Origin of the sequence: Streptomyces sp. NPDC058289, assembly GCF_042880975.1 — a bacterium.
GTDB classification, from domain to species: Bacteria; Actinomycetota; Actinomycetes; order Streptomycetales; family Streptomycetaceae; genus Streptomyces; species Streptomyces stoeckheimensis.
In genome coordinates this window covers 42,961-66,789 of the sequence record NZ_JBHVYI010000016.1, presented here as the reverse complement: position 1 = coordinate 66,789, position 23,829 = coordinate 42,961, and the positions used below count along the sequence as shown (strand labels likewise).

General features: G+C 71.2%; 26 protein-coding genes and 4 tRNA genes. 7 read left to right on the top strand and 23 right to left on the bottom strand.

Annotated elements, in window-relative coordinates:
* Nucleotides 1-227: 227 nt before the first annotated feature.
* From rplL to ACFVX6_RS11035, 8 genes are all read right to left on the bottom strand, one after another.
* Nucleotides 228-608: a 50S ribosomal protein L7/L12 gene (gene rplL / locus ACFVX6_RS11070; protein WP_385374967.1), complete on the bottom strand. Its 381-nt coding sequence runs from the start codon at nucleotides 606-608 to the stop codon at nucleotides 228-230.
* 110 nt (nucleotides 609-718) lie between these two features.
* The gene (gene rplJ, locus ACFVX6_RS11065; RefSeq protein WP_215023401.1) at nucleotides 719-1,249 is read right to left on the bottom strand and encodes a 50S ribosomal protein L10; all 531 of its coding nucleotides are present in this window, start codon (nucleotides 1,247-1,249) and stop codon (nucleotides 719-721) included.
* A 274-nt stretch (nucleotides 1,250-1,523) separates the two neighbouring features.
* On the bottom strand, nucleotides 1,524-2,459 hold the full coding sequence (locus ACFVX6_RS11060) for a hypothetical protein (protein ID WP_389690079.1): 936 nt from the start codon (nucleotides 2,457-2,459) through the stop codon (nucleotides 1,524-1,526).
* A 228-nt stretch (nucleotides 2,460-2,687) separates the two neighbouring features.
* Entirely contained in the window at nucleotides 2,688-3,416 is a 729-nt protein-coding gene (gene rplA, locus ACFVX6_RS11055) for a 50S ribosomal protein L1 (RefSeq protein ID WP_243333339.1), read from the bottom strand.
* A gap of 86 nt (nucleotides 3,417-3,502) precedes the next feature.
* Nucleotides 3,503-3,937: a 50S ribosomal protein L11 gene (rplK, locus tag ACFVX6_RS11050; RefSeq protein WP_053682632.1), complete on the bottom strand. Its 435-nt coding sequence runs from the start codon at nucleotides 3,935-3,937 to the stop codon at nucleotides 3,503-3,505.
* A gap of 170 nt (nucleotides 3,938-4,107) precedes the next feature.
* Nucleotides 4,108-5,067 carry a transcription termination/antitermination protein NusG gene (nusG, locus tag ACFVX6_RS11045; protein WP_389690076.1) on the bottom strand — a complete coding sequence of 320 codons (960 nt, stop codon included), beginning with the start codon at nucleotides 5,065-5,067 and terminating at the stop codon, nucleotides 4,108-4,110.
* Between the two features lie 84 nt (nucleotides 5,068-5,151).
* Nucleotides 5,152-5,433 carry a preprotein translocase subunit SecE gene (gene secE / locus ACFVX6_RS11040; protein ID WP_030298162.1) on the bottom strand — a complete coding sequence of 94 codons (282 nt, stop codon included), beginning with the start codon at nucleotides 5,431-5,433 and terminating at the stop codon, nucleotides 5,152-5,154.
* A 107-nt stretch (nucleotides 5,434-5,540) separates the two neighbouring features.
* Nucleotides 5,541-5,613: transfer RNA gene (locus ACFVX6_RS11035), tRNA-Trp, on the bottom strand.
* A 190-nt stretch (nucleotides 5,614-5,803) separates the two neighbouring features.
* Between ACFVX6_RS11035 and ACFVX6_RS11030 the strand changes: the two genes are divergently transcribed.
* Nucleotides 5,804-7,030 carry a pyridoxal phosphate-dependent aminotransferase gene (locus tag ACFVX6_RS11030; RefSeq protein WP_266905489.1) on the top strand — a complete coding sequence of 409 codons (1,227 nt, stop codon included), beginning with the start codon at nucleotides 5,804-5,806 and terminating at the stop codon, nucleotides 7,028-7,030.
* Between the two features lie 256 nt (nucleotides 7,031-7,286).
* Complete coding sequence (locus ACFVX6_RS11025) at nucleotides 7,287-8,306, top strand: adenosine deaminase (RefSeq protein ID WP_266955934.1); 1,020 nt, start codon at nucleotides 7,287-7,289, stop codon at nucleotides 8,304-8,306.
* A 36-nt stretch (nucleotides 8,307-8,342) separates the two neighbouring features.
* Here ACFVX6_RS11025 and ACFVX6_RS11020 read toward each other — a convergent pair whose 3' ends face one another.
* From ACFVX6_RS11020 to ACFVX6_RS10975, 10 genes are all read right to left on the bottom strand, one after another.
* The gene (locus tag ACFVX6_RS11020) at nucleotides 8,343-8,759 is read right to left on the bottom strand and encodes a hypothetical protein (RefSeq protein ID WP_383948079.1); all 417 of its coding nucleotides are present in this window, start codon (nucleotides 8,757-8,759) and stop codon (nucleotides 8,343-8,345) included.
* A 17-nt stretch (nucleotides 8,760-8,776) separates the two neighbouring features.
* A complete protein-coding gene (locus ACFVX6_RS11015) occupies nucleotides 8,777-9,832 on the bottom strand; it encodes a UDP-N-acetylmuramate dehydrogenase (RefSeq protein ID WP_351440552.1) in 1,056 nt (351 codons plus the stop codon).
* 92 nt (nucleotides 9,833-9,924) lie between these two features.
* On the bottom strand, nucleotides 9,925-10,194 hold the full coding sequence (locus ACFVX6_RS11010) for a hypothetical protein (RefSeq protein ID WP_389690073.1): 270 nt from the start codon (nucleotides 10,192-10,194) through the stop codon (nucleotides 9,925-9,927).
* A gap of 21 nt (nucleotides 10,195-10,215) precedes the next feature.
* Nucleotides 10,216-11,727 (bottom strand): DHA2 family efflux MFS transporter permease subunit, encoded by a 1,512-nt coding sequence (locus ACFVX6_RS11005; RefSeq protein ID WP_389690132.1) that lies wholly within the window; start codon nucleotides 11,725-11,727, stop codon nucleotides 10,216-10,218.
* Between the two features lie 185 nt (nucleotides 11,728-11,912).
* Nucleotides 11,913-12,467, bottom strand: a complete 555-nt coding sequence (locus tag ACFVX6_RS11000) for a TetR/AcrR family transcriptional regulator (RefSeq protein ID WP_389690071.1) — start codon at nucleotides 12,465-12,467, stop codon at nucleotides 11,913-11,915.
* 173 nt (nucleotides 12,468-12,640) lie between these two features.
* Nucleotides 12,641-13,072 (bottom strand): MaoC family dehydratase, encoded by a 432-nt coding sequence (locus ACFVX6_RS10995; RefSeq protein WP_389690069.1) that lies wholly within the window; start codon nucleotides 13,070-13,072, stop codon nucleotides 12,641-12,643.
* 1 nt (nucleotide 13,073) lies between these two features.
* Nucleotides 13,074-13,565, bottom strand: coding sequence for a MaoC family dehydratase N-terminal domain-containing protein (locus ACFVX6_RS10990; protein WP_389690067.1), 492 nt, complete (start codon nucleotides 13,563-13,565; stop codon nucleotides 13,074-13,076).
* Nucleotides 13,566-13,681: 116 nt separating this feature from the next.
* Nucleotides 13,682-13,846: a 50S ribosomal protein L33 gene (gene rpmG, locus ACFVX6_RS10985; protein WP_003956487.1), complete on the bottom strand. Its 165-nt coding sequence runs from the start codon at nucleotides 13,844-13,846 to the stop codon at nucleotides 13,682-13,684.
* An 88-nt stretch (nucleotides 13,847-13,934) separates the two neighbouring features.
* Nucleotides 13,935-14,007 (bottom strand) — tRNA-Met (locus tag ACFVX6_RS10980).
* Between the two features lie 48 nt (nucleotides 14,008-14,055).
* Nucleotides 14,056-14,128 (bottom strand) — tRNA-Thr (locus ACFVX6_RS10975).
* Between the two features lie 1,920 nt (nucleotides 14,129-16,048).
* Here ACFVX6_RS10975 and ACFVX6_RS10970 point away from each other — a divergent pair.
* Nucleotides 16,049-17,377 (top strand): amidohydrolase family protein, encoded by a 1,329-nt coding sequence (locus ACFVX6_RS10970; protein WP_389690065.1) that lies wholly within the window; start codon nucleotides 16,049-16,051, stop codon nucleotides 17,375-17,377.
* A gap of 54 nt (nucleotides 17,378-17,431) precedes the next feature.
* A complete protein-coding gene (locus ACFVX6_RS10965; protein WP_389690063.1) occupies nucleotides 17,432-18,088 on the top strand; it encodes an SDR family oxidoreductase in 657 nt (218 codons plus the stop codon).
* 170 nt (nucleotides 18,089-18,258) lie between these two features.
* Here ACFVX6_RS10965 and ACFVX6_RS10960 read toward each other — a convergent pair whose 3' ends face one another.
* From ACFVX6_RS10960 to ACFVX6_RS10950, 3 genes are all read right to left on the bottom strand, one after another.
* On the bottom strand, nucleotides 18,259-18,696 hold the full coding sequence (locus ACFVX6_RS10960; RefSeq protein ID WP_389690061.1) for a DUF3574 domain-containing protein: 438 nt from the start codon (nucleotides 18,694-18,696) through the stop codon (nucleotides 18,259-18,261).
* An 87-nt stretch (nucleotides 18,697-18,783) separates the two neighbouring features.
* Nucleotides 18,784-19,215 carry a hypothetical protein gene (locus ACFVX6_RS10955; protein WP_389690059.1) on the bottom strand — a complete coding sequence of 144 codons (432 nt, stop codon included), beginning with the start codon at nucleotides 19,213-19,215 and terminating at the stop codon, nucleotides 18,784-18,786.
* A 158-nt stretch (nucleotides 19,216-19,373) separates the two neighbouring features.
* Nucleotides 19,374-19,455: transfer RNA gene (locus ACFVX6_RS10950), tRNA-Tyr, on the bottom strand.
* A gap of 198 nt (nucleotides 19,456-19,653) precedes the next feature.
* Here ACFVX6_RS10950 and ACFVX6_RS10945 point away from each other — a divergent pair.
* A complete protein-coding gene (locus ACFVX6_RS10945) occupies nucleotides 19,654-20,142 on the top strand; it encodes a YajQ family cyclic di-GMP-binding protein (protein WP_266905515.1) in 489 nt (162 codons plus the stop codon).
* 20 nt (nucleotides 20,143-20,162) lie between these two features.
* Here the strand turns inward: ACFVX6_RS10945 and ACFVX6_RS10940 are convergent, their stop codons facing one another.
* Nucleotides 20,163-20,336 carry a hypothetical protein gene (locus tag ACFVX6_RS10940; protein WP_389690057.1) on the bottom strand — a complete coding sequence of 58 codons (174 nt, stop codon included), beginning with the start codon at nucleotides 20,334-20,336 and terminating at the stop codon, nucleotides 20,163-20,165.
* A 46-nt stretch (nucleotides 20,337-20,382) separates the two neighbouring features.
* On the opposite strand from ACFVX6_RS10940, the gene ACFVX6_RS10935 reads away from it, so the two are divergent.
* On the top strand, nucleotides 20,383-21,810 hold the full coding sequence (locus tag ACFVX6_RS10935) for a SulP family inorganic anion transporter (protein ID WP_389690055.1): 1,428 nt from the start codon (nucleotides 20,383-20,385) through the stop codon (nucleotides 21,808-21,810).
* 48 nt (nucleotides 21,811-21,858) lie between these two features.
* Nucleotides 21,859-23,082, top strand: coding sequence for an APC family permease (locus ACFVX6_RS10930; protein ID WP_389690130.1), 1,224 nt, complete (start codon nucleotides 21,859-21,861; stop codon nucleotides 23,080-23,082).
* Nucleotides 23,083-23,097: 15 nt separating this feature from the next.
* Here the strand turns inward: ACFVX6_RS10930 and ACFVX6_RS10925 are convergent, their stop codons facing one another.
* Complete coding sequence (locus ACFVX6_RS10925) at nucleotides 23,098-23,778, bottom strand: SMI1/KNR4 family protein (RefSeq protein WP_389690053.1); 681 nt, start codon at nucleotides 23,776-23,778, stop codon at nucleotides 23,098-23,100.
* Nucleotides 23,779-23,829: the final 51 nt, after the last annotated feature.

The following is a 23,829-nucleotide window of genomic DNA, read 5'->3' as shown; positions in this document are numbered from 1 at the left end:
GATCGAGTTCGCCGATCTCGCGACGGATCTGAGAATTGCGCGCCGCGTCCCGTTCGTCAAGGCCCCCTGCTCCGAGCGGATCATCGAAGGACCCTGCCGCAGAGCAACGAAGATCACCCTACTCCCCAACGAGACGGGGGCAAATCAGGCACTCCGGGTACGCCAAAGGGCGACCACCCTTACGGGTGATCGCCCTTGGTTGAGGCCTCAGAGAGGCCTCAGAGGTGTTACTTGACCTCGACGGTGGCGCCGGCGGCCTTGAGGGTCTCGGCAGCCTTGTCAGCGGCCTCCTTGGCGACCTTCTCGAGGACGGGCTTCGGAGCGCCGTCGACGAGGTCCTTGGCCTCCTTCAGGCCGAGGGAGGTCAGCTCGCGCACGACCTTGATGACCTGGATCTTCTTGTCGCCGGCACCGGTGAGGATGACGTCGAACTCGTCCTGCTCCTCGACGGCCTCAGCGGCGGCCGGGGCACCCGGACCGGCAACGGCGACGGCCGCGGCGGCGGTGACGTCGAACTTCTCCTCGAACGCCTTCACGAACTCGGAGAGCTCGATGAGGGTGAGCTCCTCGAACTGAGCGAGCAGGTCTTCCTGGCTGAGCTTCGCCATGATGGGCGATCCTTCCACTAAATCGGCAGGTGCCGGATGTATATAGAGGCGGGCGTAACGGCCCGCTTTGACCCACGCACTAGGCGGCGTGGATCAGTGCGCGAGCCGAATTACTCGGCACCGCCCTGCTCGGCGAGCTTGACGCGAAGCGCTTCCGCAGTGCGGACGAACTTCGACGGCAGCGCCTGGAAGAGCGAGGCAGCCTGAGACTGCTTGCCCTTGAACGCGCCGGCCAGCTTGCTGAGCAGAACCTCGCGGGACTCGAGGTCCGCAAGCTTCTTGATCTCATCGGCGGTGAGCGCCTTACCATCAAGGACACCCGCCTTGATGATGAGGTTCGGGTTTTCCTTGGCGAAGTCACGCAGGCTCTTCGCCGACTCCACCGGGTCACCGGTGATGAAGGCGACCGCGGTGGGACCAGCGAAGTGCTCGTCCAGCGCGGTGATCCCGGCCTGGTTGGCCGCAATCTTGGTCAGCGTGTTCTTCACCACGGCGTACTGGGCGTTCTCACCGAGAGAGCGACGCAGCGTCTTGAGCTGCGCGACGGTGAGACCCCGGTACTCGGTCAGCACGGCGGCGTTCGAGTCGCGGAACTGGTCCGTGAGCTCGGCTACCGCGGCAGCCTTGTTGGGCGTCGGCATAGTGCGTCGGCCTCCTTCCGGGTGATGAGGACCGCTCAGAAGGGGCATAAATACGAAACGCCCCGGCGCAGGCGCCAGGGCGTAGCTCAACCGAAACGAGTTCCGGGAACTTTCCTTGAACACCTGCGCAGGACGTCCGCAGTTAGCGGATCCTTCGGCCACCGCACCCTTGCAGGCACGGCAACGACCAGCGGTCTTTGGCTTCTCCGGAAGAGTACGTGACCGTTCGCCGGTCAGGCAAATCGGTCAGCCCGGGGCCGGCGGCCGGCTGGGGTCAGGCCCCTGCGCCCGCCCCGCCCATCTCCTTGAGCATGCCGAACAGGTCGAAGGTCTCGCTGTCGGCCGGGGTCTGCACGGTGGCCGCCGAGCCGTAGTCCGAGTAGTAGGCATCCAGGTCCACCTTGCCGTCGGCCATCTCCATGGAGACGCTCATGCGGACCGGGTAGCCGTCCTTGTTGACCCAGAGGTTCGTGTCGTAGCCCTTGAGGCCGGCCTTCCTGACCTTCTCGACCAGCGCCGCACGGTCGGCTTCGGAGAGCACCTTGGAGGACTCGTTGGCGGCGAGCATCTCCTCGAAGCTCAGCGTGCCCTGGTAGCGCTCCGCGCTCGCGCCCTCGACCTGCTCGGTACCGACGTGCTTGAGGTTCTTCGAGTCGAGCAGCAGCGCGATCTGCTGTGCCGGGTCCTGGTTCATGTTGCTCATGCCGCCGAGGTCGGCAGGGCCCGCGCCCCCGGCCTGCGCGGCGGCGTTCAGGTCCAGCTTCATCCAGCGCTTGCCGTCCAGCTGGGCGGCGTTCGCGGTGCCCATGTCCATGTACATGACGTTGTTCGTGACCACCATGCGGATGGCGTCGGGGGCCTCTCCGCCGCCCGCGGCCGCGAGGTCCTTGAACATCGAGCCCTTCATGGTGATGTCCATGACGGCCGGATCCCACCCCTGGACCCCGGAAAGCTCCACCGTGCCGCCACCGGCCTTGCTGTCCGCCGGCAGCGACATCGTCATGCGGACCTTGGCCGACTTCGCCGCCGCCGTCTTCTTGTAAGCGGCCTGGATGACCTCGACGGGGCTCTGCTTCGCCGAGACCGGTGACTGGGCCGCGGGCTCGTCTGCGGCCTTCGTAGCGCCGTCCTGACATCCCGCGACGCCGACCACGACGGTGACCGCGGCCACCGAGACACCGGCACGCGTCCATACGGACTTCTTCTTCATTCCCCACCCCTTGGGTACTGCGCTGCGGAAGCATCGCGAACTACCTGCACATCGCAGGCAACTCACTGTGAACCACTCGGGGATCGCCTGTCGAGCAGGTTTGAGGCTCGAGCCGCCGATGTCCAGGGACAAAAAAATCCGGACCCCCCGCCCCCTGGAAGGGGACGAAGGGCCCGGATTCAGCCGTTCAGCGAGCCGTGAGGCTCAGAGCCCGAAGGCTCGGGCTGATCAGACCGCGGCCGGGTCTTCCTCGACGAGGAGGTTCCGGGTGCGGTTGGAGTCCAGCAGGATGCCGGGACCCATCGTGGTGCTGAGGGCGGCCTTCTTGATGTAGCGGCCCTTCGCGGCGGACGGCTTCAGACGAAGGATCTCGTCCAGGGCCGCGCCGTAGTTCTCGACCAGCTGCTCATCGGAGAAGGAGACCTTGCCGATGATGAAGTGCAGGTTCGAGTGCTTGTCGACGCGGAACTCGATCTTGCCACCCTTGATCTCGGTGACAGCCTTCGCGACGTCCATCGTGACGGTGCCGGTCTTCGGGTTCGGCATCAGGCCACGGGGACCGAGCACGCGGCCGAGGCGGCCGACCTTGCCCATGAGGTCCGGCGTGGCGACAACGGCGTCGAACTCGTTGAGGCGGTTGCCCTTGGCGATCTCGTTGATGAGCTCGTCGTCGCCGACAATGTCGGCGCCGGCGGCTTCCGCGGCCGCAGCACGGTCACCGGTCGCGAAGACCAGGACCCGGGCGGTCTTGCCGGTGCCGTGCGGGAGGTTCACGGTGCCGCGGACCATCTGGTCGGCCTTGCGCGGGTCTACACCCAGGCGGAAGGCGACCTCGACGGTGCCGTCGAACTTCGTGGTGGAGGTCTCCTTGGCGAGACGGACGGCCTCGAGCGGGGCGTACTGCTTCTCCCGGTCGACCTTGGCGTCCGCAGCGCGGAGAGTCTTGCTGCGCTTCACTTCTGCTCCTGTGTTGTGGCTTCAGGTGTGGAGTCGTGGTGCGGACCAGCGCTTGGCCCTACCACTGTGGTGCTGGGGTGGCTGAATCAGCCTTCGACCGTGATGCCCATCGAACGCGCGGTGCCGGCGATGATCTTCTCGGCGGCGTCGATGTCGTTGGCGTTCAGGTCAGGCATCTTGAGCGTGGCGATCTCGCGAACCTGGTCACGCGTAAGCTTCGCGACCTTCGTCTTGTGCGGCTCGCCAGAGCCCTTCTCCACGCCGGCGCTCTTCAGGATGAGGCGCGCGGCCGGCGGCGTCTTGGTGATGAAGGTGAAGGAGCGGTCGTCGTAGACCGTGATCTCCACCGGCACGACCATGCCACGCTGCGACTCGGTCGCGGCGTTGTAGGCCTTGCAGAACTCCATGATGTTGACGCCGTGCTGACCGAGCGCGGGGCCGACCGGCGGAGCCGGGTTGGCCGCACCGGCCTTGATCTGGAGCTTGATAAGCCCCGTGATCTTCTTCTTCTTGGGAGGCATTGCTCTCTCCGGGTCCTAGTGAGAGTTTTCGCCGCCAATCCGGTCATCCGGATGGAGGCATACCGCACCACGATAACGGGTATCGGTGCGAGGCTGAAAACCGAGCAGGTCAGACCGCCCGCAAGGGGGCAATCTGACCTGTCCGGAAGCGCGTGCCAGAAGGCTGTGGATCAGTTCTTCTGGATCTGGTCGAAGCTGAGCTCGACCGGGGTCTCGCGGCCGAAGATCTCGACGAGACCCTTGACCTTCTTCGAGTCCGGGTTGATCTCGTTGATGGTCGCCTGCAGCGTCGCGAACGGGCCGTCGGTGACGGTGACCGAGTCGCCGACCTCGAAGTCCAGGACCTCGATGGCGCGCTTGACGGCGGGCGCCGGCAGACCGGCCTCTTCCGCTGCCAGCTTGGCGGCCTTCTCCTGCAGCTCCGGGGCGAGCATCTTGACGATCTCGTCCAGGGTCAGCGGGTACGGGTCGTACGCGTTGCCCACGAAGCCGGTGACGCCCGGGGTGTTGCGGACGACGCCCCAGGACTCGTTCGTCAGATCCATGCGGACGAGAACGTAACCGGGCAGCTTGTTCTGCCGGACGTTCTTGCGCTCGCCGTTCTTGATCTGGACGATCTCTTCCTCGGGCACCTCGGCCTGGTAGATGAAGTCCTCGACGTTGAGCGAGACGGCGCGCTGCTCCAGGTTGGCCTTCACGCGCTTCTCGTAGCCGGCGTAGGTGTGGATGACGTACCACTCGCCGGGCAGGAGGCGCAGCTCTTCGCGCAGGGCCTGGATGGGGTCTACGGGCTCGGCGGGCTCCGCGTCGGCCTCTTCGGCCTCCACGTCGGCCTCGGCCTCGGCCTCGGCGGCGTCGTCCTCGTCGGAGGCGTCCTCGTCGGAAGCCTCTTCGTCGGTCTCGTCCTCGTCGGACTCGTCGTCGGCCTCTTCGACCTCGGCGTCGTCCTCAGCCTCGGCGTCGACCTCTTCCTCGACGTGCAGCGCAGCCTCTTCGGCGGCGACACCCGCCTCGGCGTCGGCGAGCTCGGCCTCGTCGGGGTCCACGGCGTCTGCAGCCTCGACGATGTCGAGCTCGTCCTCGACGGACTCGACGGAGTCGGGGCTCACGTTCAGGTTCGGGTCAGACACGGTGGCTGCTTCTTCCTGGATACAAAAGGTGGTCGAACATGCGAAAACGGGCGGCACCCATCAAGGCGCCGCCCTCCGCGGGGATCAGCCGAAGACGAACTTGATGGCTTCCTGGAACCCATAGTCAATCACGGTCACCAGACCGATCATGATGACGACGAAGACAATCACCACAGTGGTGTACGTCGTCAGCTGGTTGCGAGTGGGCCATACAACCTTGCGGAGTTCCGCGACGATCTGGCGGTAGAACAGCGCGAGACGACCCAGAGGGCCCTTCTTGCCGCGCTTGCCGCCCTTGCGGGCCTTCTTCTCGCGAGTGTCATCCTCGGCGTCAGGCATGTCGATGGAGCCCAGGGCGTCCGTCACGTCTCTCACCTGAATCCGGGTCGTGGCCGTAGCCGCGCCCGGTTGCGCCGCACGGCACTGCATCTAAGTACGTACCTGCGCACACACGTCCGAGAAGGAGTGTGGAGCAGGGCCGGAGGGACTCGAACCCCCAACCGCTGGTTTTGGAGACCAGTGCTCTACCAATTGAGCTACGACCCTTTGCGTGCCCCAACCTACCGCATCCAGACGAGTGCACGGTGTGCTCACGCTCTGCAGCGGTTGACTTGGGCCAACGACGGTTGAGTGTACGTGGTCCGGGCCCTGACGTCGAACAGCACCGTCCGGAGAGCGGCCGTCCGGTAACTGAAACGGAGTGCGGCGCTCGTTTCGCGTCTGGGACGATTGGCCCATGACCTCTGAAACGCCTTCCGCCGAGCGCCGCGTATCCGCCCGTATCGGTGCCATCTCCGAGTCCGCCACCCTCGCCGTCGACGCCAAGGCCAAGGCCCTCAAGGCCGCCGGGCGTCCGGTGATCGGTTTCGGAGCGGGCGAGCCCGACTTCCCCACCCCGGACTACATCGTCGACGCCGCGGTCGAGGCCTGCCGCAACCCCAAGTACCACCGCTACACGCCGGCCGGCGGTCTGCCCGAGCTGAAGGCCGCCATCGCCGCGAAGACGCTGCGCGACTCCGGCTACGAGGTCGACGCGTCCCAGGTCCTGGTGACCAACGGCGGCAAGCAGGCGATCTACGAGGCGTTCGCGGCCATCCTGGACCCGGGTGACGAGGTCATCGTCCCGGCGCCGTACTGGACCACGTACCCGGAGTCGATCCGGCTCGCAGGCGGTGTCCCGGTCGAGGTCGTCGCCGACGAGACCACCGGTTACCGGGTCTCCGTCGAGCAGCTCGAGGCGGCCCGCACCGAGCGCACGAAGGTCGTCCTCTTCGTCTCCCCGTCGAACCCGACCGGCGCCGTCTACACCGAGGCCGACGCCGAGGCGATCGGCCGCTGGGCCGTCGAGAAGGGCCTGTGGGTCCTGACCGACGAGATCTACGAGCACCTGGTCTACGGCGACGCGAAGTTCGTCTCCCTCCCGGCGATCGTTCCCGAGCTGGCCGACAAGTGCATCATCGTCAACGGCGTCGCCAAGACGTACGCCATGACGGGCTGGCGCGTGGGCTGGGTCATCGGCCCGAAGGACGTGGTCAAGGCCGCGACCAACCTCCAGTCGCACGCCACCTCCAACGTCTCCAACGTGGCCCAGGTCGCGGCGCTGGCCGCCGTCTCCGGCAACCTGGACGCCGTCCACGAGATGCGCACCGCCTTCGACCGCCGCCGCCAGACGATGGTGCGGATGCTGAACGAGATCGACGGCGTCTTCTGCCCGACCCCCGAGGGTGCCTTCTACGTCTACCCGGCGGTCAAGGACGTCCTCGGCAAGGAGATCCGCGGCAAGCGCCCGCAGACCTCCGTCGAGCTCGCGGCCCTGATCCTGGACGAGGCCGAGGTCGCGGTCGTCCCGGGCGAGGCCTTCGGCACCCCCGGCTACCTCCGCCTCTCCTACGCCCTGGGCGACGAGGACCTGGTCGAGGGCGTCTCCCGCATCCAGAAGCTCCTCGCGGAGGCGAAGGCCTAGAGCGGCTCGAAGGCAGGTCTGAGCGGCGGTTTCCCTCCGGGGAGCCGCCGCTCAGGCGTTTACCGAACCCAGCCCCGCCGGCGTTTGAGGCGCGGAGTCCGGGGCGGAGCCCCGGGGAACGGTGGAAGGACGGGTAGGGGACAGCCCCGCGCAGCGCCACTCCAGCGCCCCCGCCCCCCCCGGATTTACGTTCGGGCAAGGACCCGTTCAGGGAATCGGGCTGCCGATCGGGTGACAAGTGCGGCAGGATCACCAGATGGAGCACGCACGCGATCTCACGCTTCTGCCGAAAGCCCACCTCCACCTGCACTTCACCGGCTCGATGCGCCCGTCGACCCTGCTGGAGCTCGCCGACAAGTACGGCGTCCGCCTCCCGGACGCCCTCACCTCCGGCGAGCCACCGAAGCTCCGCGCCACGGACGAACGCGGCTGGTTCCGCTTCCAGCGGCTCTACGACGCCGCCCGCTCCTGCCTCCGCGAGCCCGACGACATCCGCCGCCTGGTCCGCGAGGCCGCGGAGGAGGACGTGCGGGACGGCAGCGGCTGGCTGGAGATCCAGGTGGATCCCACCTCCTACGCCCCCCTCCTCGGCGGGATGATCCCCGCCGTCGAGATCATCCTCGACGCCGTGGACGCCGCCTCCCGCGAGACCGGCCTCGGCATGCGGGTCGTCATCGCGGCCAACCGCATGAAGCACCCCCTCGACGCCCGCACCCTGGCCCGGCTCGCCGTTCGCTACGCCGACCGCGGCATCGTCGGCTTCGGCCTCTCCAACGACGAGCGCCGCGGCATGGCCCGCGACTTCGACCGGGCCTTCGCCATCGCCCGCGAGGGCGGACTCCTCGCGGCCCCGCACGGCGGCGAGCTCACCGGCCCGTCCTCCGTCCGGGACTGCCTCGACGATCTGCACGCCGCCCGCATCGGGCACGGCGTACGGGCCGCCGAGGATCCCCGCCTGCTCAAACGGCTCGCCGACCGCCAGATCACCTGCGAGGTCTGCCCGGCGTCCAACGTCGCCCTCGGGGTCTACGAACGCCACGAGGACGTGCCGCTGCGCACGCTCTTCGAGGCCGGGGTCCCGATGGCCCTCGGTGCGGACGATCCGCTGCTCTTCGGGTCCCGGCTCGCGGCCCAGTACGAGATCGCCCGCCGGCACCACGCCTTCACGGACGCGGAGCTCGCCGAGCTGGCCCGCCAGTCGGTGCGCGGCAGTGCCGCGCCCGCCGGAGTACAGGAGAAGCTGCTGGCCGGCATCGACCACTGGATCGCCTCGTAAGGGGCGGCGGCGGGAGCCCTCCAGGGGATCAGCGGGTCAGCGCGTGAGCCGCAGGTCGCCCTCGTGGCAGTCGGCGCGCACCCGCGCGCCGTCCGGGAAGCCGATCTCCAGGTGGGTGCGCCCCTGCGCGGGCAGGGCGAACTCGGCGACCGATTCCACGGTGTCGCCGAGGTGGCGCAGGAAGGGGTGGTCTCCGAGGTCCTCGCCGACCTCGATGCGGCCCCACTCCCCCATGTCGTAGGGCTCGTGCGGCGCCTCGGATTCCACGATGAGGCAGGCGTCGGACCCGGTGGTGATCCGGGTGGACTCACCGTCGCTGTCGAGGAGCCAGACGTCGAGGGGCGCCTCGGAGCGTTCGCCGTCGCTGATGTGCCAGGACGCGACGACCCTTCTGATCGTGCGTCCCACCAGCCGGGTGGGGTCCGTACCGGCCCCGTGCAGGGGACAGAGCATGGGCGGGCCGGGACTCCTCAGATGCTGACGCCGACCGTCACCGGCTCGTTGACCAGGGTGACGCCGAAGGCCGCGTGGACGCCCGCGACGACCTCGCGGGCCAGGGCGAGGAGGTCTTCGGTGGTGGCCTCGCCCCGGTTGGTGAGGGCGAGGGTGTGCTTGGTGGAGATGCGGGCGGGGCCGTCGCCGTAGCCCTTGGTGAAGCCGGCCTTGTCGATCAGCCAGGCCGCGCTGGTCTTCGTACGGCCCTCGCCGGCCGGGTACGCGGGCGGGGCGGTCTCGGGGCCGAGCCGCTCCTGGGCGCGGGCGAGGAAGGCGGCGTACGCCTCGTCGCCGAGGATCGGGTTGTGGAAGAAGGAGCCGGCCGACCAGGTGTCGTGGTCGGCGGGGTCGAGGACCATGCCCTTGCCGGCGCGCAGCCGCAGGACGGTCTCGCGGGCCTGCGCCGCGGGCACCCGGTCGCCGGCCTCGACGCCGAGGGCGCGGGCCGTCTCGGGGTACTTGACCGGCGCGGACAGGCCGCCCGCGTCTTCCAGGGCGAAGCGGACGCGCAGGACGACGTACCGGTCGGGCTGGTGCTTGAAGAGGCTGTCGCGGTACGCGAACGCGCAGTCGGCGGCCGAGAGCGTGACCGTTTCCCCGCGCGTGCGGTCGTAGGCGACGACCTCGGTGATCGTGTCGCAGACCTCCTGGCCGTACGCCCCGACGTTCTGGATCGGGGTGGCGCCGGCCGAGCCGGGGATCCCGGCGAGGCATTCGATGCCCGCGAGCCCGGCGTCGACCACGCGGGCGACGGCCTCGCTCCAGTTCTCGCCGGCCGCGAGCTCCAGCCGGGTCCCGTCGAGCGCGAACCCGGTGGTCGCGATCCGCAGGGCGGTGCCGTCGAAGCCCTGGTCGCCGATGACCAGGTTGCTGCCGCCTCCGATGACCAGGAGCGGGGTGCCGCTCTCGTCCGCGGCGCGCACGGTGGCGACGACCTCGGCGTCGGTGGTCGCGGTGACCAGCCGGGCGGCGGGGCCGCCGAGCCGGAAGGTGGTCAGCGGGGCGAGGGGGGCGTCGTGGAGTTCCTGCACGTGGACAAGAGTACGGTCCGCGTCCCCGCGAGCAGGCGGGGCCACGGACCGTACGCGTACCGCAGGGCCGTACGGGGCCGAAACGGCCCACGTCACCCGCGCTCCGACTCTTGCCCCTTCTCCTGCTTCTCCGCCTGCTTCTGCGCCTGCTTCTTCTCCTGCTCGGCGAGGCGGCGCTCCGCCTCGGCCCAGCCGATGGGGAGCTCGCTCGCCGGGACGGTCCAGAAGACGAACGCGGCCTCCTTCGTATAGGCCGCGGCCGGATGTCGGGCACGACGGGCCTTTCCTCGCTCGTGTCGTGTCGTACGGAACTGCGTGCGGCGCGGCGGCTGCGGTTCCCCCGCCGGCCGCCGCGCAGGCACCGGCCGGCGAGCGGGACCCGCTCAGACGGCCACCTTCTCGGTGACGCGCCCGCCGGCCGGGGCCGCACCCTGGCCGTCCGCCGGGAGCCCGTCCGCCGGCAGGGCTCCGACCGGGCTGTCCGCCGTCGGCAGGGACGCCGCGGCCCGGGCCTTCTCCGCGGCCCGGCCGGGGAGCAGCAGGGCCAGGGCGGCCGCCACTGCGACGGCGGCGCCGCCGATCCAGAGGGCGGGGACGGTGCCGTCGGTGAAGGACTGCCCGGACTGGTAGCCGCCCTGGGCGGAGAAGACGGAGGCGAGGACGGCCACGCCGAGGGCTCCGCCGACTTCGCGCAGGGCGCTGTTGGCGCCGGCGGCCTTGCCCTGGTCGGCGGGGGCGACGGTGGACATGAGGGCGTTGGAGGCGGGGGCGAAGAACAGGCCCATCCCGATGCCACTGATGATCATCGCGGGGAGCTGGGCGCCGTAGGAGACTTCGGTGCCCAGGATCACGGCGAACCAGCCGAGGCCGATGGCCTGGAGCGCCAGCCCGGCGACCACGACGGGGCGGCTGCCGATCCGGTCGGAGAGGATCCCGGAGATCGGGGCGGCGATCATGGGCATCGCGGTCCAGGGGAGCATGCGCAGCCCGGCTTCGGTGGGCGAGTAGCCGAGGACGCCCTGGAGGAACTGGCTCAGCAGGAAGATCGAGCCGAACATCCCGACGAACATCAGCAGGCTCGCCATGTTGATGCCGAAGAAGCCCCGGTCCCGGAAGAGCCGCATGGGCAGCACCGGGTTGGCGTTGCGGAAGCCGTGGTGGATGAACCCGCCCACGAGCGCCGCCCCCACCAGCAGTGCGCTGAGTACGGGAAGGCTGGTCCAGCCGTGCGCGTTGGCGTTGACCAGCCCGTAGACGATGCCGAAGAGCCCGCCGCTGATGAGCAGGGTGCCGGGGACGTCGAGCTTCGCCTGCGGGGCGGTGGACTCGCCGAGCCGCATCCGGGAGAGCGGCATGAGGGCCAGCCCGATCGGGACGTTCAGCCAGAAGATCCACTGCCAGGAGATGTGCTCGGTGAGGCTGCCGCCGATGAGCGGCCCGCTCGCGACGGCGAGGCCGGTGAGGGCTCCGTAGATGCCGAGGGCCATTCCGCGCCGGGCGGCGGGGACGGCGACGGTCAGCAGCGTGAGCGAGAGCGGCATCATGATCGCCGCGCCGACTCCCTGGACGGCTCGGGCGGCGATGAGCTCGTTGATGCCGGGCGAGAGGGCCGCGGCGGCGGAGGCGACGGTGAACACGGCCGTACCCGCTATGAAGAGCCGCCGGCGGCCGAACCGGTCACCGAGGGCCGCGCCGAACATGAGCAGGACGGCGAAGGTGAGCGTGTACGCGTTCACCGTCCACTCCAGGTCCTCCAGCTTCCCGCCGAGGTCCTCGCGGATGGAGGGGAGCGCGGTGGTGACGACGAGGTTGTCGAGCGCGGCCATGAAGCTGGCGGCCCCGGTGATGACGAGGGCCCAGACCGCAGGCCCGCGAAGCTTGGTGTCTTGCACGATTCCCCCAAAACTAGTTATTGATCACTAACTTCAACGGACAGAGCTGAGCCCTACACCGGCCGATGCGCAGGACACGACGGGAGGCGCAGGACGCGCGGCCGGCGCACGACGGACGGAGGAGTGGAGCGGTGAAGGGGTGAAGGGGTAGAGCGGTGGAGGCGGGGATGGACGGAGGGGCGTACCCGCTACTCGGGCCGGACGCCCGGATAGCAGCCGTCCCAGACCCGGTGCCCCGGAGGGAACCCCATGGCGGACAGGGTGTTGATCAGCATTCCGTACGCGAGGAAGCTGGTCGTCTCCTTCACGTCCGCCCCGAGCGGCACGTGCAGGGTGTCCCACAACTCCATCCAGGCGGCCCGCACCATCTCGCCGAACTCGGGCTCCCCGGCAGCCTCGGCGGCGGCGACGGTCACGTACGTCTGGAGCTGCATCTGCAGCTTCTCGGGCTGCTCGGCGATCAGCTTCATGTACGCCACGCTCATCGCCTGGACCGCATCCTCGCCCTGGAGGCCCTTGGCGGCCTCCTCGAAGACGCGCCGGATGTCCTCCATGCAGCGAGCGGCGGCGGCCAGGAAGATGGCCTGCTTGTTCGGGAAGAGCCGGAAGAGGTACGGCTGGGACACCCCGACCCGCTTGGCGATCGCCTCGGTGGAGGTCCCGTAGTACCCGCCCCGCGCGAACTCGCCCATCGCCGCCAGGATGACGCTCTCGCGCCGCTCTTCCGCACTCATCCTTGCCATGTTTCGAAGTTAGTGCTCAATCACTAACTTGGCAAGCCTCACGCCGACCCGACCAGCGACAAGGCCCTGACCTGCGAGTTTCCTCGCCGGCCAGGGCCTTGTCGGTAACGCAAGAAACGCATGAGCCCCGAGCGACTCCCGGAGGACCGGGGCACAGGGTGCCCGGGGGCTCTTTACGGCGCGAGAGCAACCACCGCGCGCGACATCCCCAGCACCTTCTGCCCGGCGCTGGTGGCGGTCAGGTCGACCCGCACCCGGTTGTCGTCCAGCTTCGCCGCGACCTTGGCCGTGACCTCGATCAGCGCGCCCTGCCCGTCGTTCGGGACGACGACCGGCTTCGTGAACCGCACCCCGTACTCGACGACCGCACCCGGGTCGCCGACCCAGTCGGTCACCACGCGGATCGCCTCGGCCATGGTGAACATGCCGTGGGCGATCACGTCGGGCAGTCCGACCTCGGTGGCGAACTTCTCGTTCCAGTGGATCGGGTTGAAGTCACCCGACGCACCCGCGTACCGCACCAGCGTCGCCCGCGTGACGGGGAAGGACGCCGCCGGCAGCTCGGTGCCGACCTCGACGTCGTCGTACTGGATCTGGGCAGCCATCTCAGGCCTCCTCGGGGGCGGAACCGGCGGCGGCAGGAGCGGCGGCGGGCTCGGGCGCCCGGGAGACGAGCTTCGTCCAGGCGGTCACCACGTGCTCGCCGGACTCGTCGTGGACCTCACCGCGGATGTCGATGACGTCGTTGCCCGCGAGCGACTTGATGGCCTCGATGGTCGAGGTCACCGTCAGCCGGTCTCCGGCCTGCACGGGACGGGTGTACGCGAACTTCTGGTCACCGTGCACGACGCGGCTGTAGTCCAGCCCCAGCTGCGGGTCGTCCACGACCTGGCTGGCTGCCGCGAACGTGATGGCAAACACAAAGGTCGGCGGGGCGATCACGTCTTGGTGACCGAACGCCTTGGCTGCTTCGGGATCCGTGTACACCGGATTGGCGTCACCCACGGCGACCGCGAATTCGCGGATCTTCTCCCGGCCGACCTCGTACGGATCGGTGGGCGGGTAGCTCCGCCCCACGAAGGACTGGTCGAGCGCCATGACTCCCTACCTCCCTGTTGAAACGATCTGTCGAAACGACACAAGGCCGCCCCCCAATGAAGGGGACGACCTCATGACGGTATGACTGTGCCTGTTGTACGAGACTTCGCTAGTTGTTAGCGGGTCTCGCGGTGCGCGGTGTGCGAGTTGCAACGCGGGCAGTGCTTCTTCATCTCAAGACGGTCCGGGTTGTTACGCCGGTTCTTCTTGGTGATGTAGTTCCGCTCCTTGCACTCCACGCAGGCCAGCGTGATCTTCGGGCGGACGTCGGTGGCAGCCACGTGAGTGCTCCTTGACGGACAATTGGACGGATGAACGCATAAAAGAGTAGCCGATCGGGAGACCGACCCCGCAATCGGCTACTGTGTGTAGCGGCGACCGGACTTGAACCGGTGACACAGCGATTATGAGCCGCTTGCTCTACCGACTGAGCTACGCCGCTTTGATGAGATCCGTTCCCCACCCGAGGGTGGGGAACCTCTCTCACCAGAGCCCCAATGCGGAATCGAACCGCAGACCTTCTCCTTACCATGGAGACGCTCTACCGACTGAGCTATTGGGGCGAGCGAGGAAGACATTACACGGTCGCCCGCCGATCGCCCAAATCCTTTGCGGGGCCTGGCCTCGGAGCACCACCGCCGCCTTTCTTGATCCCCGCGAAACCCGTCCCGGGCCCCCCTCGGAGCACCTTTCACCCCGAAAGGTGTCAGGCATCACATCCCCGATCACCCGCCCCCACCCTGAGTCACCACGAAACCCCGCCCCAAACCGCCCCGAAACAAATCCGGGACCGGCGGACGACACGGGGTCGGGCGCGAGGCCGACCACGGGAGGGCGAGGACCGGCTCGAAGGCGCAAGGCCCGAAGGACTGACTACGGGTACGGGTACGGGCACGCAGGCACGGACACCAGACCCGAGGACGGGCTCTGCCCCGGGCCAGTCCCAGAAGCGGGGGCAGGCGCGCGGGGTCCGGGGCACGCATGGCGCGAGGCCACAGCCGGACCCGACCGGCATCGGAGCAGCTCGTGGAGTGCGTGCCGGGGCCAGGCACAAGGCCCGCACAGCCGGGGCAGCCGGGCGCAGGTCCGCAGCGCCCATGAGGCGAGGCACAGCCAGGCCCAGCAGGGCGGATCCGCTCCGGACCGGCAAGCCCAGGGCGACGGGGCCAGGCGCAGGGCGGCAGCCGCACGGCCGAGGCCACAACAAGGCCGGGCGGGGTCCCCTCCGGACAGGCACCGCAGCCGACCGCAGGGCCCACGCCGGAGGCGGGGCCGTACCGGCGCCGGCCCCGGATCCTCAGCTGCATGGGGGCGAGCCCGCAGCCGGGCCCAGGCGGCTACGGACGCGGGGACGGCTCCGGACCAGCATCGGAGCAAACCGCGAAGTCCACGCCGAAGGCGCGGACGGGCCCGAGTCCGGCGGAGCCGGGGCCAGGCGGAACGGGCTCCAGTCCGGCGGAGCCGGGGCCAGGCGGAACGGGCTCCAGTCCGGCGGAGCCGGGGCCAGGCGGGACGGGCTCGAGTCCGGCGGAGCCGGGGCCAGGCACAGGTCCTCGGAGGCGAGGGGCCAGGCGCGAGCCTGCGGAACCCGGACCAGGGACCGGCCAGCAGCAGCATGGGCGGGTGCCACAGGCGGCCCCCGGCGGCTCCTGAGCCGACCGCGGAGTCCACGCCGCAGGCCGGGACATCACCCGAGCCCTGTGGACGCGGGCCCGCAACCGCATTGAGGCGACCCCACAACCAGGCGGGCAGCTACGGACACGGGGGCACTCAGGACCTGCACCGGACCCGACCCCCGGAGTCCACGCCAGAGGGGCGGGAACGGGCCCGAGGCCGGCGGAGCCCGGGCCAGGCGCAGGTCCGCGGAGGCAAGGCCCTGCGCGAGCCTGCGGGGCCCGGGCCAGGGGCCGGCCAGCAGCATGGGCGGGTGCCACAGGCAGGCCCCGGCAGCTGCGGAACCGGAACGGGGGCGCAGGCCGGGACGGGCGACAGCCGCATCGCCGAGGCCACAGCAGGGCCGGGCGGTGTCCGCTCCGGACAGGCACCTCCGCCGACCGCCAAGTCCACGCCAGAGGCAGGACTCGGGGCCGGGATCGAGACCCGGGGCAGGGCCGGTCGGGGCCGAGGACCGGGGTCCGGGGCCGGGGTCCGGGACCGGGGCCGGGGGCCGGGGCCGGGGGCCGGGGGCCGGGGTCGGGGTCGGGACCGGGGTCGGGACCGGGGTCCGGGGTCCGGGGGGCCCGGAGCGGACCCGGGTTCGGGACCCGGGTTCGGGATCCGGGTTCAGGATCCGGGTTCGGGACCCGGGTGCAGCCCGCCAGGGGCGGCCTCGGGGGCGGTCCGCACAGACGCACCGGTACGACTATTGCCCTCTTCCGCGAAGCGGGCACCCCTGCCCCCTAGGCTCTGAGCACGCTGCGTGATCTTGGGCCGCGGGCCGCGGCCACGGCCCCAGGAACCGCCCGAGCCACCGCAGGAGCGCGATGTCCGACAGCCCGCCGCAGCAGCCGTCCCACTCCCCTCGCAACCGCCCCGGCAGCAGCCAGGGGCAGGGACCTGGACAGGGGCACGGCCCCGAGGGCACTCAAGGAAGCCCCGGCCCGGCGGCCCCCGAGTCCACCACCCTGCTCCTCACCGGCGCCCGCCTCACCGACGGCCGCACCGTCGACGTCCGGCTCGGCGGCGGCCGGATCCAGGCCGTCGGCACGGCCGGCAGCCTGCCCGCCGCCGCGGGCGCCCGCGTCGACCTCACCGGCTACCTGCTCCTCCCCGCGCCCGCCGAGCCCCACTCCCACGGGGACACCGCCCTGACCGCGGACAGCGAAGGGCCCGTCTCCTACTCCCCCGACGAGGTGCAGCGCCGCGCCACCGAGGCGGCCCTGCTCCAGCTCGGGCACGGCGCCACGGCCGTCCGGTCCCACGTGCGCATCGGCGACGTACACGGCCTAGGCCCCTTGGAGGCCGTGCTCCAAGCCCGCCGCTCCCTGCGCGGGCTCGCCGATCTCACCGCCGTCGCCGTTCCCCGCCTGCTGACCGGGGTGGCCGGGGCCGACGGGCTCGCCATGCTGCGGGACGCCGTGAAGATGGGCGCCTCCGTCATCGGCGGCTGCCCCGACCTCGACCCGGACCCCACCGGCTTCCTCGAAGCCGTACTGGAACTCGCCTCCGAGCACGGCTGCCCCGTCGACCTGCACACCGACGGCGACGACCCCGCCCGCCTGTCCCGGCTCGCGGCGATGGCCGGCGGACTGCGGCCCGGGGTCTCCATCGGGCCCTGCGGTGGCCTGTCCCGGCTCCCGCTGGACGTGGCGACCCGGGCCGCCGACCAGCTGGCGGCAGCCGGCGTACGGGTGACCTGCCTCCCCCAGGGCGACTGCGCGGCCCTGGAACGGCGGGGCCTGCGCACCGCCCCCGTACGGCTGCTGCGCGCCGCCGGGGTGCGCGTCGCGGCGGGCAGCGGGGCCCTGCGCGACGCGGGCAACCCGGTCGGGCGCGGAGACCCGCTCGAAGCCGCGTACCTCCTGGCCTCCCAGGGCGGGCTCCGCGCCACCGAGGCCTACCACTCGGTCGCCGGCGCCGCCCGCGAGGCGATGGGCCTGCCGGAGGTGCGGGTGGAGGCCGGGTTCCCGGCGGAGCTGCTCGCCGTGCGCGGGGACCGGATCGCGAGCGTGCTCTCCCTCGCGTACAGCCGGATCGTGATCCACCGCGGGCGGGTGGTAGCCCGGACGAGTGCCGTACGGGAGTACTGCGACTCCGCCGTCGCGGTGGCCCTGGACCTGCCCCGGCAGGGCCGTATGGAGCCCGGTCCCTGAGCGTTCACCGCATGTTCCCGGGCGCGCTCGCCCGGCTCGTCGTACGGTCGTGGCATGCGCATCGTCATCGCGGGTGGACACGGTCAGATCGCGCTGCGGCTGGAGCGCCTGCTCGCCGCGCGCGGGTACGAGGTCGCGGGCATCATCCGCGATCCGGCACAGGGCGACGACCTCAGGGAGATGGGCGCCGAACCGGTGCTGTGCGACTTGGAATCGGCGTCGGTCGAGCACGTGGCGGGCATCCTGCAGGGCGCGGACGCCGCGGTGTTCGCGGCGGGCGCGGGTCCCGGCAGCGGGGTCGGGCGCAAGGACACGGTGGACCGGGGCGCGGCGGTGCTGTTCGCGGACGCCGCCGAACGGGCCCGCGTACGCCGCTTCCTGATGGTCTCCTCGATGGGCGCGGACACCCGCCGCGAGGGCGACGAGGTCTTCGACGCCTACCTCCGCGCCAAGGGCGAGGCCGACGAGCACGTCCGCACCCGTCTGGGCCTGGAGTGGACGATCCTGCGCCCGGGCTCGCTGCTCGACGACGCGGGGACGGGCCTGGTCCGCCTGGAGGCGCAGACGGGCCGCGGGCCGGTCACCCGCGACGACGTGGCGGCGGTCCTCGCCGAGCTGATCGAGACGCCCGCGACCGCGGGCCTCACCCTGGAACTGATCGCGGGCTCGACCCCGGTCCCGGTGGCGGTCAAGGACGTGGCGGGCAACTAACCGCCGCCCCCGGCCGGGGACACGCACGGCACCCCGGCCGGGGACGGGCCCGGCCGTTCACGGGTCTGCACAGGTCAGAGGTCTGCACGGGGCAGAGGTCTGCGCAGGCCTACGGTAAGAAGCCGGCGGTCAGAAGCCGGCCTTCAGGACCGGGCGGCGGATATCGGCCGTCAGAAATCGGCGGTCAGGCGGTCGTCGGAGCGGCCGACCGAATCCTGCTGGAACCGCTGCTCGTACGCATCCCGGATCCGCTCGATGCGCGCACCGCGCTCGTCGGCCTCCTTCTCCGGATACAGCAGCACCACCTCGTACGAGATCTCGCGGATGATCTTCCCGTCCCGCTGCCACTGGCCGCGTCCGTCCTGGAGGGTCAGCCCCTCGGGGAAGGCGGGGGTGATCTCCCGCTCGAGGAACCCCATGAACTCCCCCTCCCCGACCGGTGGACGGCCGTCCGGCCGCTCGGTGCCGAAGTAGAGCCGGGTCTCCTGGTAGGGATCCCCCACATGGCCGTTCAGCGCCGCTCCGACCAGAGCCGGGATCCCCGCTCCGAGCAGGGCGAGGAGCACCCCGCCGCCGACCTTTCCGCGCGTGTCAGAAGTCCATTTCACGCCGGATGAACGACCGGAGCCCCACATCGGTACGCACGATCCGCCCGATGGGCTCACCCCGCGCCCGTGCCCGCCCCGTCAGGCCCCTCATGGCCTCTCCAGCCGACGCCGCCACCACGGATCCCCCGGCGGGGCGTACGGATCGGGGAGCGTCCGGGCGAGGAACCGCGCGTCGAGCGGCGCGAGTACGGCCCGCAGCTCCCGCGCGGCGCGACGCGGCAGGGAGAGGCAGAAGACCTCCAAGGCCTCCCGGTGATCGCTGCCCCAGACGGGTTGGCAGCAGGGGTAGTCGTCGTCCCAGCTCGGGTAGAGGATCCACGACGGTCCTCTGCCGTACACCGTCGCGCGCCAGGCGGACAGGGCCCGGTAGGCAGCGCCGGGCTCGTACCGGTGGCGTTCGACGCGGGCGATGTCCACAAGGGTGCGGGAGGAGACGCCCGGAACGACGGCTCGGTCGCCCTCTCGGGACGGCCGGCGTGGCAGGTCCGACCGGACCTGCGAGGGCGCCTTACGCGCCATGGCCCTTTCGGCCGCTGATGCTGATGCGGATCATGCGGACAGCATGCGCCCCGGTCCGCTTCGCCGCCCAGTGGTTTTCCGTGGGGCGTTCCGGTTCCGGGTGTACGAGAAAACCCCCGCCCATTGCATTGCTGCAATGAGCGAGGGTTTCACTCGCGTGGCGGCGCCAGGGTTCGAACCTGGGTAGGCTGAGCCGGCAGATTTACAGTCTGCTCCCTTTGGCCACTCGGGCACACCGCCATGATCGCTGCCATCTTTCCGCTTTGCGGCGGCGCTCCGTGGCAACGACGTAAACGATACCCGATGACCGGGGGTGCTTCGCCACCGGATTGATCAGCACCGCACGTGGGCGCGGTGGCTAGGCTTTGCCGAGCGGTCCGGGGATGTCCGGCCGCGCCCTTCGGGGCCGTCACTACCGACTTCAAGGAGCCACAGCACATGGCCGACTCCAGTTTCGACATCGTCTCGAAGGTCGAGCGGCAGGAGGTCGACAACGCCCTCAACCAGTCCGCCAAGGAGCTCTCGCAGCGCTACGACTTCAAGGGCACCGGCGCCACGATCGCCTGGTCCGGCGAGAAGATCCTGATGGAGGCGAACTCCGAGGAGCGCGTCAAGGCCGTCCTGGACGTCTTCGAGACCAAGCTGGTCAAGCGCGGGATCTCCCTCAAGGCGCTCGACGCCGGTGAGCCGCAGCTGTCCGGCAAGGAGTACAAGATCTTCGCCACGATCGAGGAAGGCATCTCCCAGGAGAACGCCAAGAAGGTCGCGAAGATCATCCGTGACGAGGGCCCCAAGGGCGTCAAGGCCCAGGTCCAGGGCGAGGAGCTGCGCGTCAGCTCCAAGAGCCGCGACGACCTCCAGGAAGTCCAGGCCCTCCTCAAGGGCAAGGACCTGGACTTCGCGATCCAGTACGTGAACTACCGCTGATCACCGGCTTCGGCCTCGGTTCAGCCCGCACGTCGGCCCGGCGGTCCTTCGAGGACCGCCGGGCCGCGGTCGTTGCGGCGGGCGGTGGTGACGGTGTTGCGGGACCGGCGCTCGGCGGGTGTGTGCCCGGCGTGAGCGGCGTACGCGCCCGTGCCGCCCTCCGTGTGCACTTGGGCGGGCTGGAGTGCGCCCACCAGGGTGAGGGGTGTCCGTCAGCGCCTCGACAGGGAGGGTTCCCGCATGCCTGGGGCCGGCACGTTACGTGAAGACTTCGGGGCGTCCGTGGTGGTCGCCCTGGTCGCGCTACCGCTCTGCGTCGGAGTGGCCGTCGCCTCCGGGGTGCCGGCCGAACTCGGCATCCTCACCGGGGTGGTGGGCGGGCTGGTCACCGGCTGGTTCCGGGGCAGTTCCCTCCAGGTGAGCGGCCCGGCCGCCGGGCTCACCGTGCTCGTCTACGAGGCCGTGCGGACGTACGGGCTGCCCGCGCTCGGCGTGCTCGTCCTGGCAGCCGGCCTGGTGCAGCTGGGCATGGGCGTGCTGCGGCTCGGGCGGTGGTTCCGGGCGATCTCCGTGGCCGTCGTGCACGGGATGCTGGCCGGCATCGGGCTCGTGCTGATCGCCGGTCAGCTGTACGCCCTGGCCGGTGTGGAGGCCCCGGCGCGCACCCTGGAGAAGCTGGCCGGAGCCCTGGAGCTCGGCGGGCGCGCCGACTGGACCGCCGTGGCCCTCGGGGCCGGGACCGTCGCGGTCCTGGTGGCCTGGCGGCGGATGCCCGACCGACTGCGGCTCGTGCCGGGGGCGCTCGTCGGGGTCGCGGCCGCGACCGCCGCGGCCGTGCTGCTACGGCTGCCCGTGGAGCGGGTCCGGGTCACCGGCGTCCTGTCGGCCGTGACCCCGCCCGGCTGGGCCGACTTCGGGGTGCTCGCCTCCGCGGGGGCCGTCGGGACCGTGGTGGCGCTCGCTCTGATCGCCTCCGCCGAGACGCTGTTCAGTGCGGCGGCCGTGGACCGCATGCACGACGGAGACCGGACCGACTACGACCGCGAACTGGTCGCCCAAGGTGTCGGGAACACCCTCTGCGGGCTGCTCGGGGCCCTGCCCATGACCGCCGTCATCGTCCGCAGCGCCGCCAACGTCGAGGCCGGCGCCCGCACTCGGGCCTCCCGGATCCTGCACGGCGGCTGGCTGCTGCTGTTCGCCGTGGCCGTCCCCGGGCTGCTGGAGTCCGTCCCGCTCGCCGCGCTGGCCGGGGTGCTGCTGCACGCCGGCTGGAAGCTGCTTCCGGTGCGGGCGGTGGCCGCCCTGTGGCGGTCGCACCGGGGCGAGGCGGTCGTCCTGGTGGCGACGGCCGCGGCGATCGTGGCCACGAACCTCTTCGAGGGGGTGCTCGCCGGGCTGGGGCTCGCCGTCGCCAAGGCGGCCTGGGAGACCTCCCACGTGCACATCGAGCCGGTGTGGGAGGGCGACGAACTGCGAGTGCGGATCCTGGGCAACGCCAGCTTCCTGCGGCTGCCCAAACTGCTCGACGAGCTGGACGCGCTGCCCCGCGGCGGTGTCGTCCGCCTCGACCTGAGCGGGCTGCGCCACCTCGACCACGCCTGCCTGACCGCGCTGGACGGCTGGGAGCGGAGCCGCACGCCGGTCCCCGGCCGGGAAGGCGTCACCTAGCCCGGATACCCTCCGCCCGTGAACGCCACGAACCCCGAGCACAACGAGATGAAGCGCACCCTGGGCGTCTTCGACGCGGTCGTCGTCGGGCTCGGCGCGATGGTCGGCGCCGGGATCTTCGCCGCGCTGGCCCCGGCGGCGCGCGCGGCCGGCGGGGCGCTCCTCGCAGCTCTCGCGCTCGCGGCCCTGGTGGCGTACTGCAACGCACACTCCTCGGCGCGGCTGGCCGCCCGCTACCCCTCCTCGGGGGGCACTTACGTGTACGGGCGCGAACGGCTCGGGCCCTTCTGGGGATACCTGGCCGGCTGGGGCTTCGTCGTCGGCAAAACGGCCTCCTGCGCGGCGATGGCCCTCACGGTCGGGGCCTACGCGTGGCCCGGGCAGCAGCACGCGGTGGCCGTGGCGGCGGTGGTGGCACTGACCGCCGCGAGCTACGGAGGCGTGCAGAAGTCCGCCCGGATCGCCCGGGTGATCGTGGCGGTGGTACTGGCCGTCCTGGCCGGGGTCGTCGTGGCGTGCCTGTCCTCCGGCGCGGCCGACGCCGGCCGTCTCGGCGGCTCGGACTGGGCAGCGGCCGGACTGCTCCAGGGTGCCGGGCTGCTGTTCTTCGCCTTCGCGGGGTATGCCCGGATCACCACCCTGGGCGAGGAGGTGCGCGACCCGGAGCGCACGATCCCGCGGGCGGTGCCCCTCGCCCTGGGGATCGCCCTGCTCGTCTACGCCGCGGTCTCGGTGGCGGCGCTGTCGGTGCTCGGCTCCGACGGTCTGGGGCGGTCGGCGGCCCCGCTGGCCGACGCCGTGCGCGCGGCCGGGTGGCCCGGACTGACTCCCGTCGTCCGGGTGGGCGCCGCGCTGGCGGCGCTGGGCTCGCTGCTGGCGCTCGTACTCGGGGTGTCGCGGACCACCCTGGCGATGGCGCGGGACGGCCATCTGCCGCGCGCGCTGGCGGCCGTACATCCCCGGCATCAGGTGCCGCACCACGCCGAGCTGGCGGTGGGCGCGGTGGTGGCGGTGCTCGCGGCCACCACCGATCTGCGGGGCGCGATCGGTTTCTCCTCCTTCGGCGTGCTCGCCTATTACGCGATCGCGAACGCCTCCGCGTGGACTCTCGATTCAGGTGTCAAGGACCGGGCCGTGGCAGCGGCGGGACTGTCCGGCTGCGTGGTGCTGGCCTGCGCACTGCCCGCCGCGTCGACGGTCGCGGGGGCCACGGTGCTGGCACTGGGCGCGCTGGCCTACGGTGTGCGCCGGCGGCTCACACCCGGGCTCTGAAGCCCGCCCAGGGGGTCAGCTCCAGGGGCCGGGGGGGGGGGGGGGGCGCGCGGCCGGCCGCGGCCCGGCGGGGGGGGGGGGGGGGCGAAGGCGGCGGGGGCGGGGCCGGCCTTGGGGTGGGGCGGGGGGCACCACCCGGGGGCCGTTACCCCCCCCGGGGGTTATGTCCCCGGGCCCCCCCCCCCCCCCCCCCCCCGCGCCCGATTCCTCGCTGAACCAGGCGCTGCCGTCGAGCCAGCCGCGCAGCCAGTCGGCGAGCATGGGCGATTCGAGGAACCAGGCGAGGTCGGGCTCGCCCGAGTTCGGTTCGAACAGCAGGACTTGGGCGGCTTCCGAGCGGCAGTCCACGCAGGCGCGCAGGGCGCAGCCGAAGTCGGCTATGGGCAGTACGCCCTCGGGCCGGCGCCAGGCCGAAACGCGCATCGCGGTGTATTCGGCGACGGCGCGCTCCAGGGGCAGCAGGCCGTGCTCGGGGCCGAAGCCGCCGTCCGCCACGCGGGTGTGGAGGGCCGCCAGGAGGGGCGGCAGGGCGAAGCCCAAGGCGGCCTCGGCCCGGTGCAGTTCCGCGGTGGGCAGGGACGCCGGAAGGGGCGCCGGAAGGGGCAGGGTGGGGGTGCCGGTGGCCGCGTACCGCTCCGGGTGGGAGCTGTGGGCGCGGCCGGCGACTTGCTTCAGCAACTGCTCGGTGTCATCCATGCACACAGAGTGACACTCCCCACTGACAATCGCCCTGACCTGCGATTTAAG

Bases quoted from the DNA above. Each gene is read 5' to 3' on its own strand.
- ACFVX6_RS10925 (WP_389690053.1), bottom strand. From the start codon at position 23,778: ATGGATGACACCGAGCAGTTGCTGAAGCAAGTCGCCGGCCGCGCCCAC.
- ACFVX6_RS11030 (WP_266905489.1), top strand. From the start codon at position 5,804: ATGACCTCTGAAACGCCTTCCGCCGAGCGCCGCGTATCCGCCCGTATC.
- ACFVX6_RS11000 (WP_389690071.1), bottom strand. From the start codon at position 12,467: ATGGCAAGGATGAGTGCGGAAGAGCGGCGCGAGAGCGTCATCCTGGCG.
- ACFVX6_RS10970 (WP_389690065.1), top strand. From the start codon at position 16,049: ATGTCCGACAGCCCGCCGCAGCAGCCGTCCCACTCCCCTCGCAACCGC.
- rplJ (WP_215023401.1), bottom strand. From the start codon at position 1,249: ATGCCGACGCCCAACAAGGCTGCCGCGGTAGCCGAGCTCACGGACCAG.
- ACFVX6_RS11020 (WP_383948079.1), bottom strand. From the start codon at position 8,759: ATGCTCTGTCCCCTGCACGGGGCCGGTACGGACCCCACCCGGCTGGTG.
- ACFVX6_RS10965 (WP_389690063.1), top strand. From the start codon at position 17,432: ATGCGCATCGTCATCGCGGGTGGACACGGTCAGATCGCGCTGCGGCTG.
- ACFVX6_RS10955 (WP_389690059.1), bottom strand. From the start codon at position 19,215: ATGGCGCGTAAGGCGCCCTCGCAGGTCCGGTCGGACCTGCCACGCCGG.
- ACFVX6_RS10945 (WP_266905515.1), top strand. From the start codon at position 19,654: ATGGCCGACTCCAGTTTCGACATCGTCTCGAAGGTCGAGCGGCAGGAG.
- rplK (WP_053682632.1), bottom strand. From the start codon at position 3,937: ATGCCTCCCAAGAAGAAGAAGATCACGGGGCTTATCAAGCTCCAGATC.
- ACFVX6_RS10990 (WP_389690067.1), bottom strand. From the start codon at position 13,565: ATGGCGCTCGACCAGTCCTTCGTGGGGCGGAGCTACCCGCCCACCGAT.
- ACFVX6_RS11060 (WP_389690079.1), bottom strand. From the start codon at position 2,459: ATGAAGAAGAAGTCCGTATGGACGCGTGCCGGTGTCTCGGTGGCCGCG.
- ACFVX6_RS10995 (WP_389690069.1), bottom strand. From the start codon at position 13,072: ATGGCTGCCCAGATCCAGTACGACGACGTCGAGGTCGGCACCGAGCTG.
- ACFVX6_RS10930 (WP_389690130.1), top strand. From the start codon at position 21,859: ATGAAGCGCACCCTGGGCGTCTTCGACGCGGTCGTCGTCGGGCTCGGC.
- ACFVX6_RS11025 (WP_266955934.1), top strand. From the start codon at position 7,287: ATGGAGCACGCACGCGATCTCACGCTTCTGCCGAAAGCCCACCTCCAC.
- rplL (WP_385374967.1), bottom strand. From the start codon at position 608: ATGGCGAAGCTCAGCCAGGAAGACCTGCTCGCTCAGTTCGAGGAGCTC.
- ACFVX6_RS10935 (WP_389690055.1), top strand. From the start codon at position 20,383: ATGCCTGGGGCCGGCACGTTACGTGAAGACTTCGGGGCGTCCGTGGTG.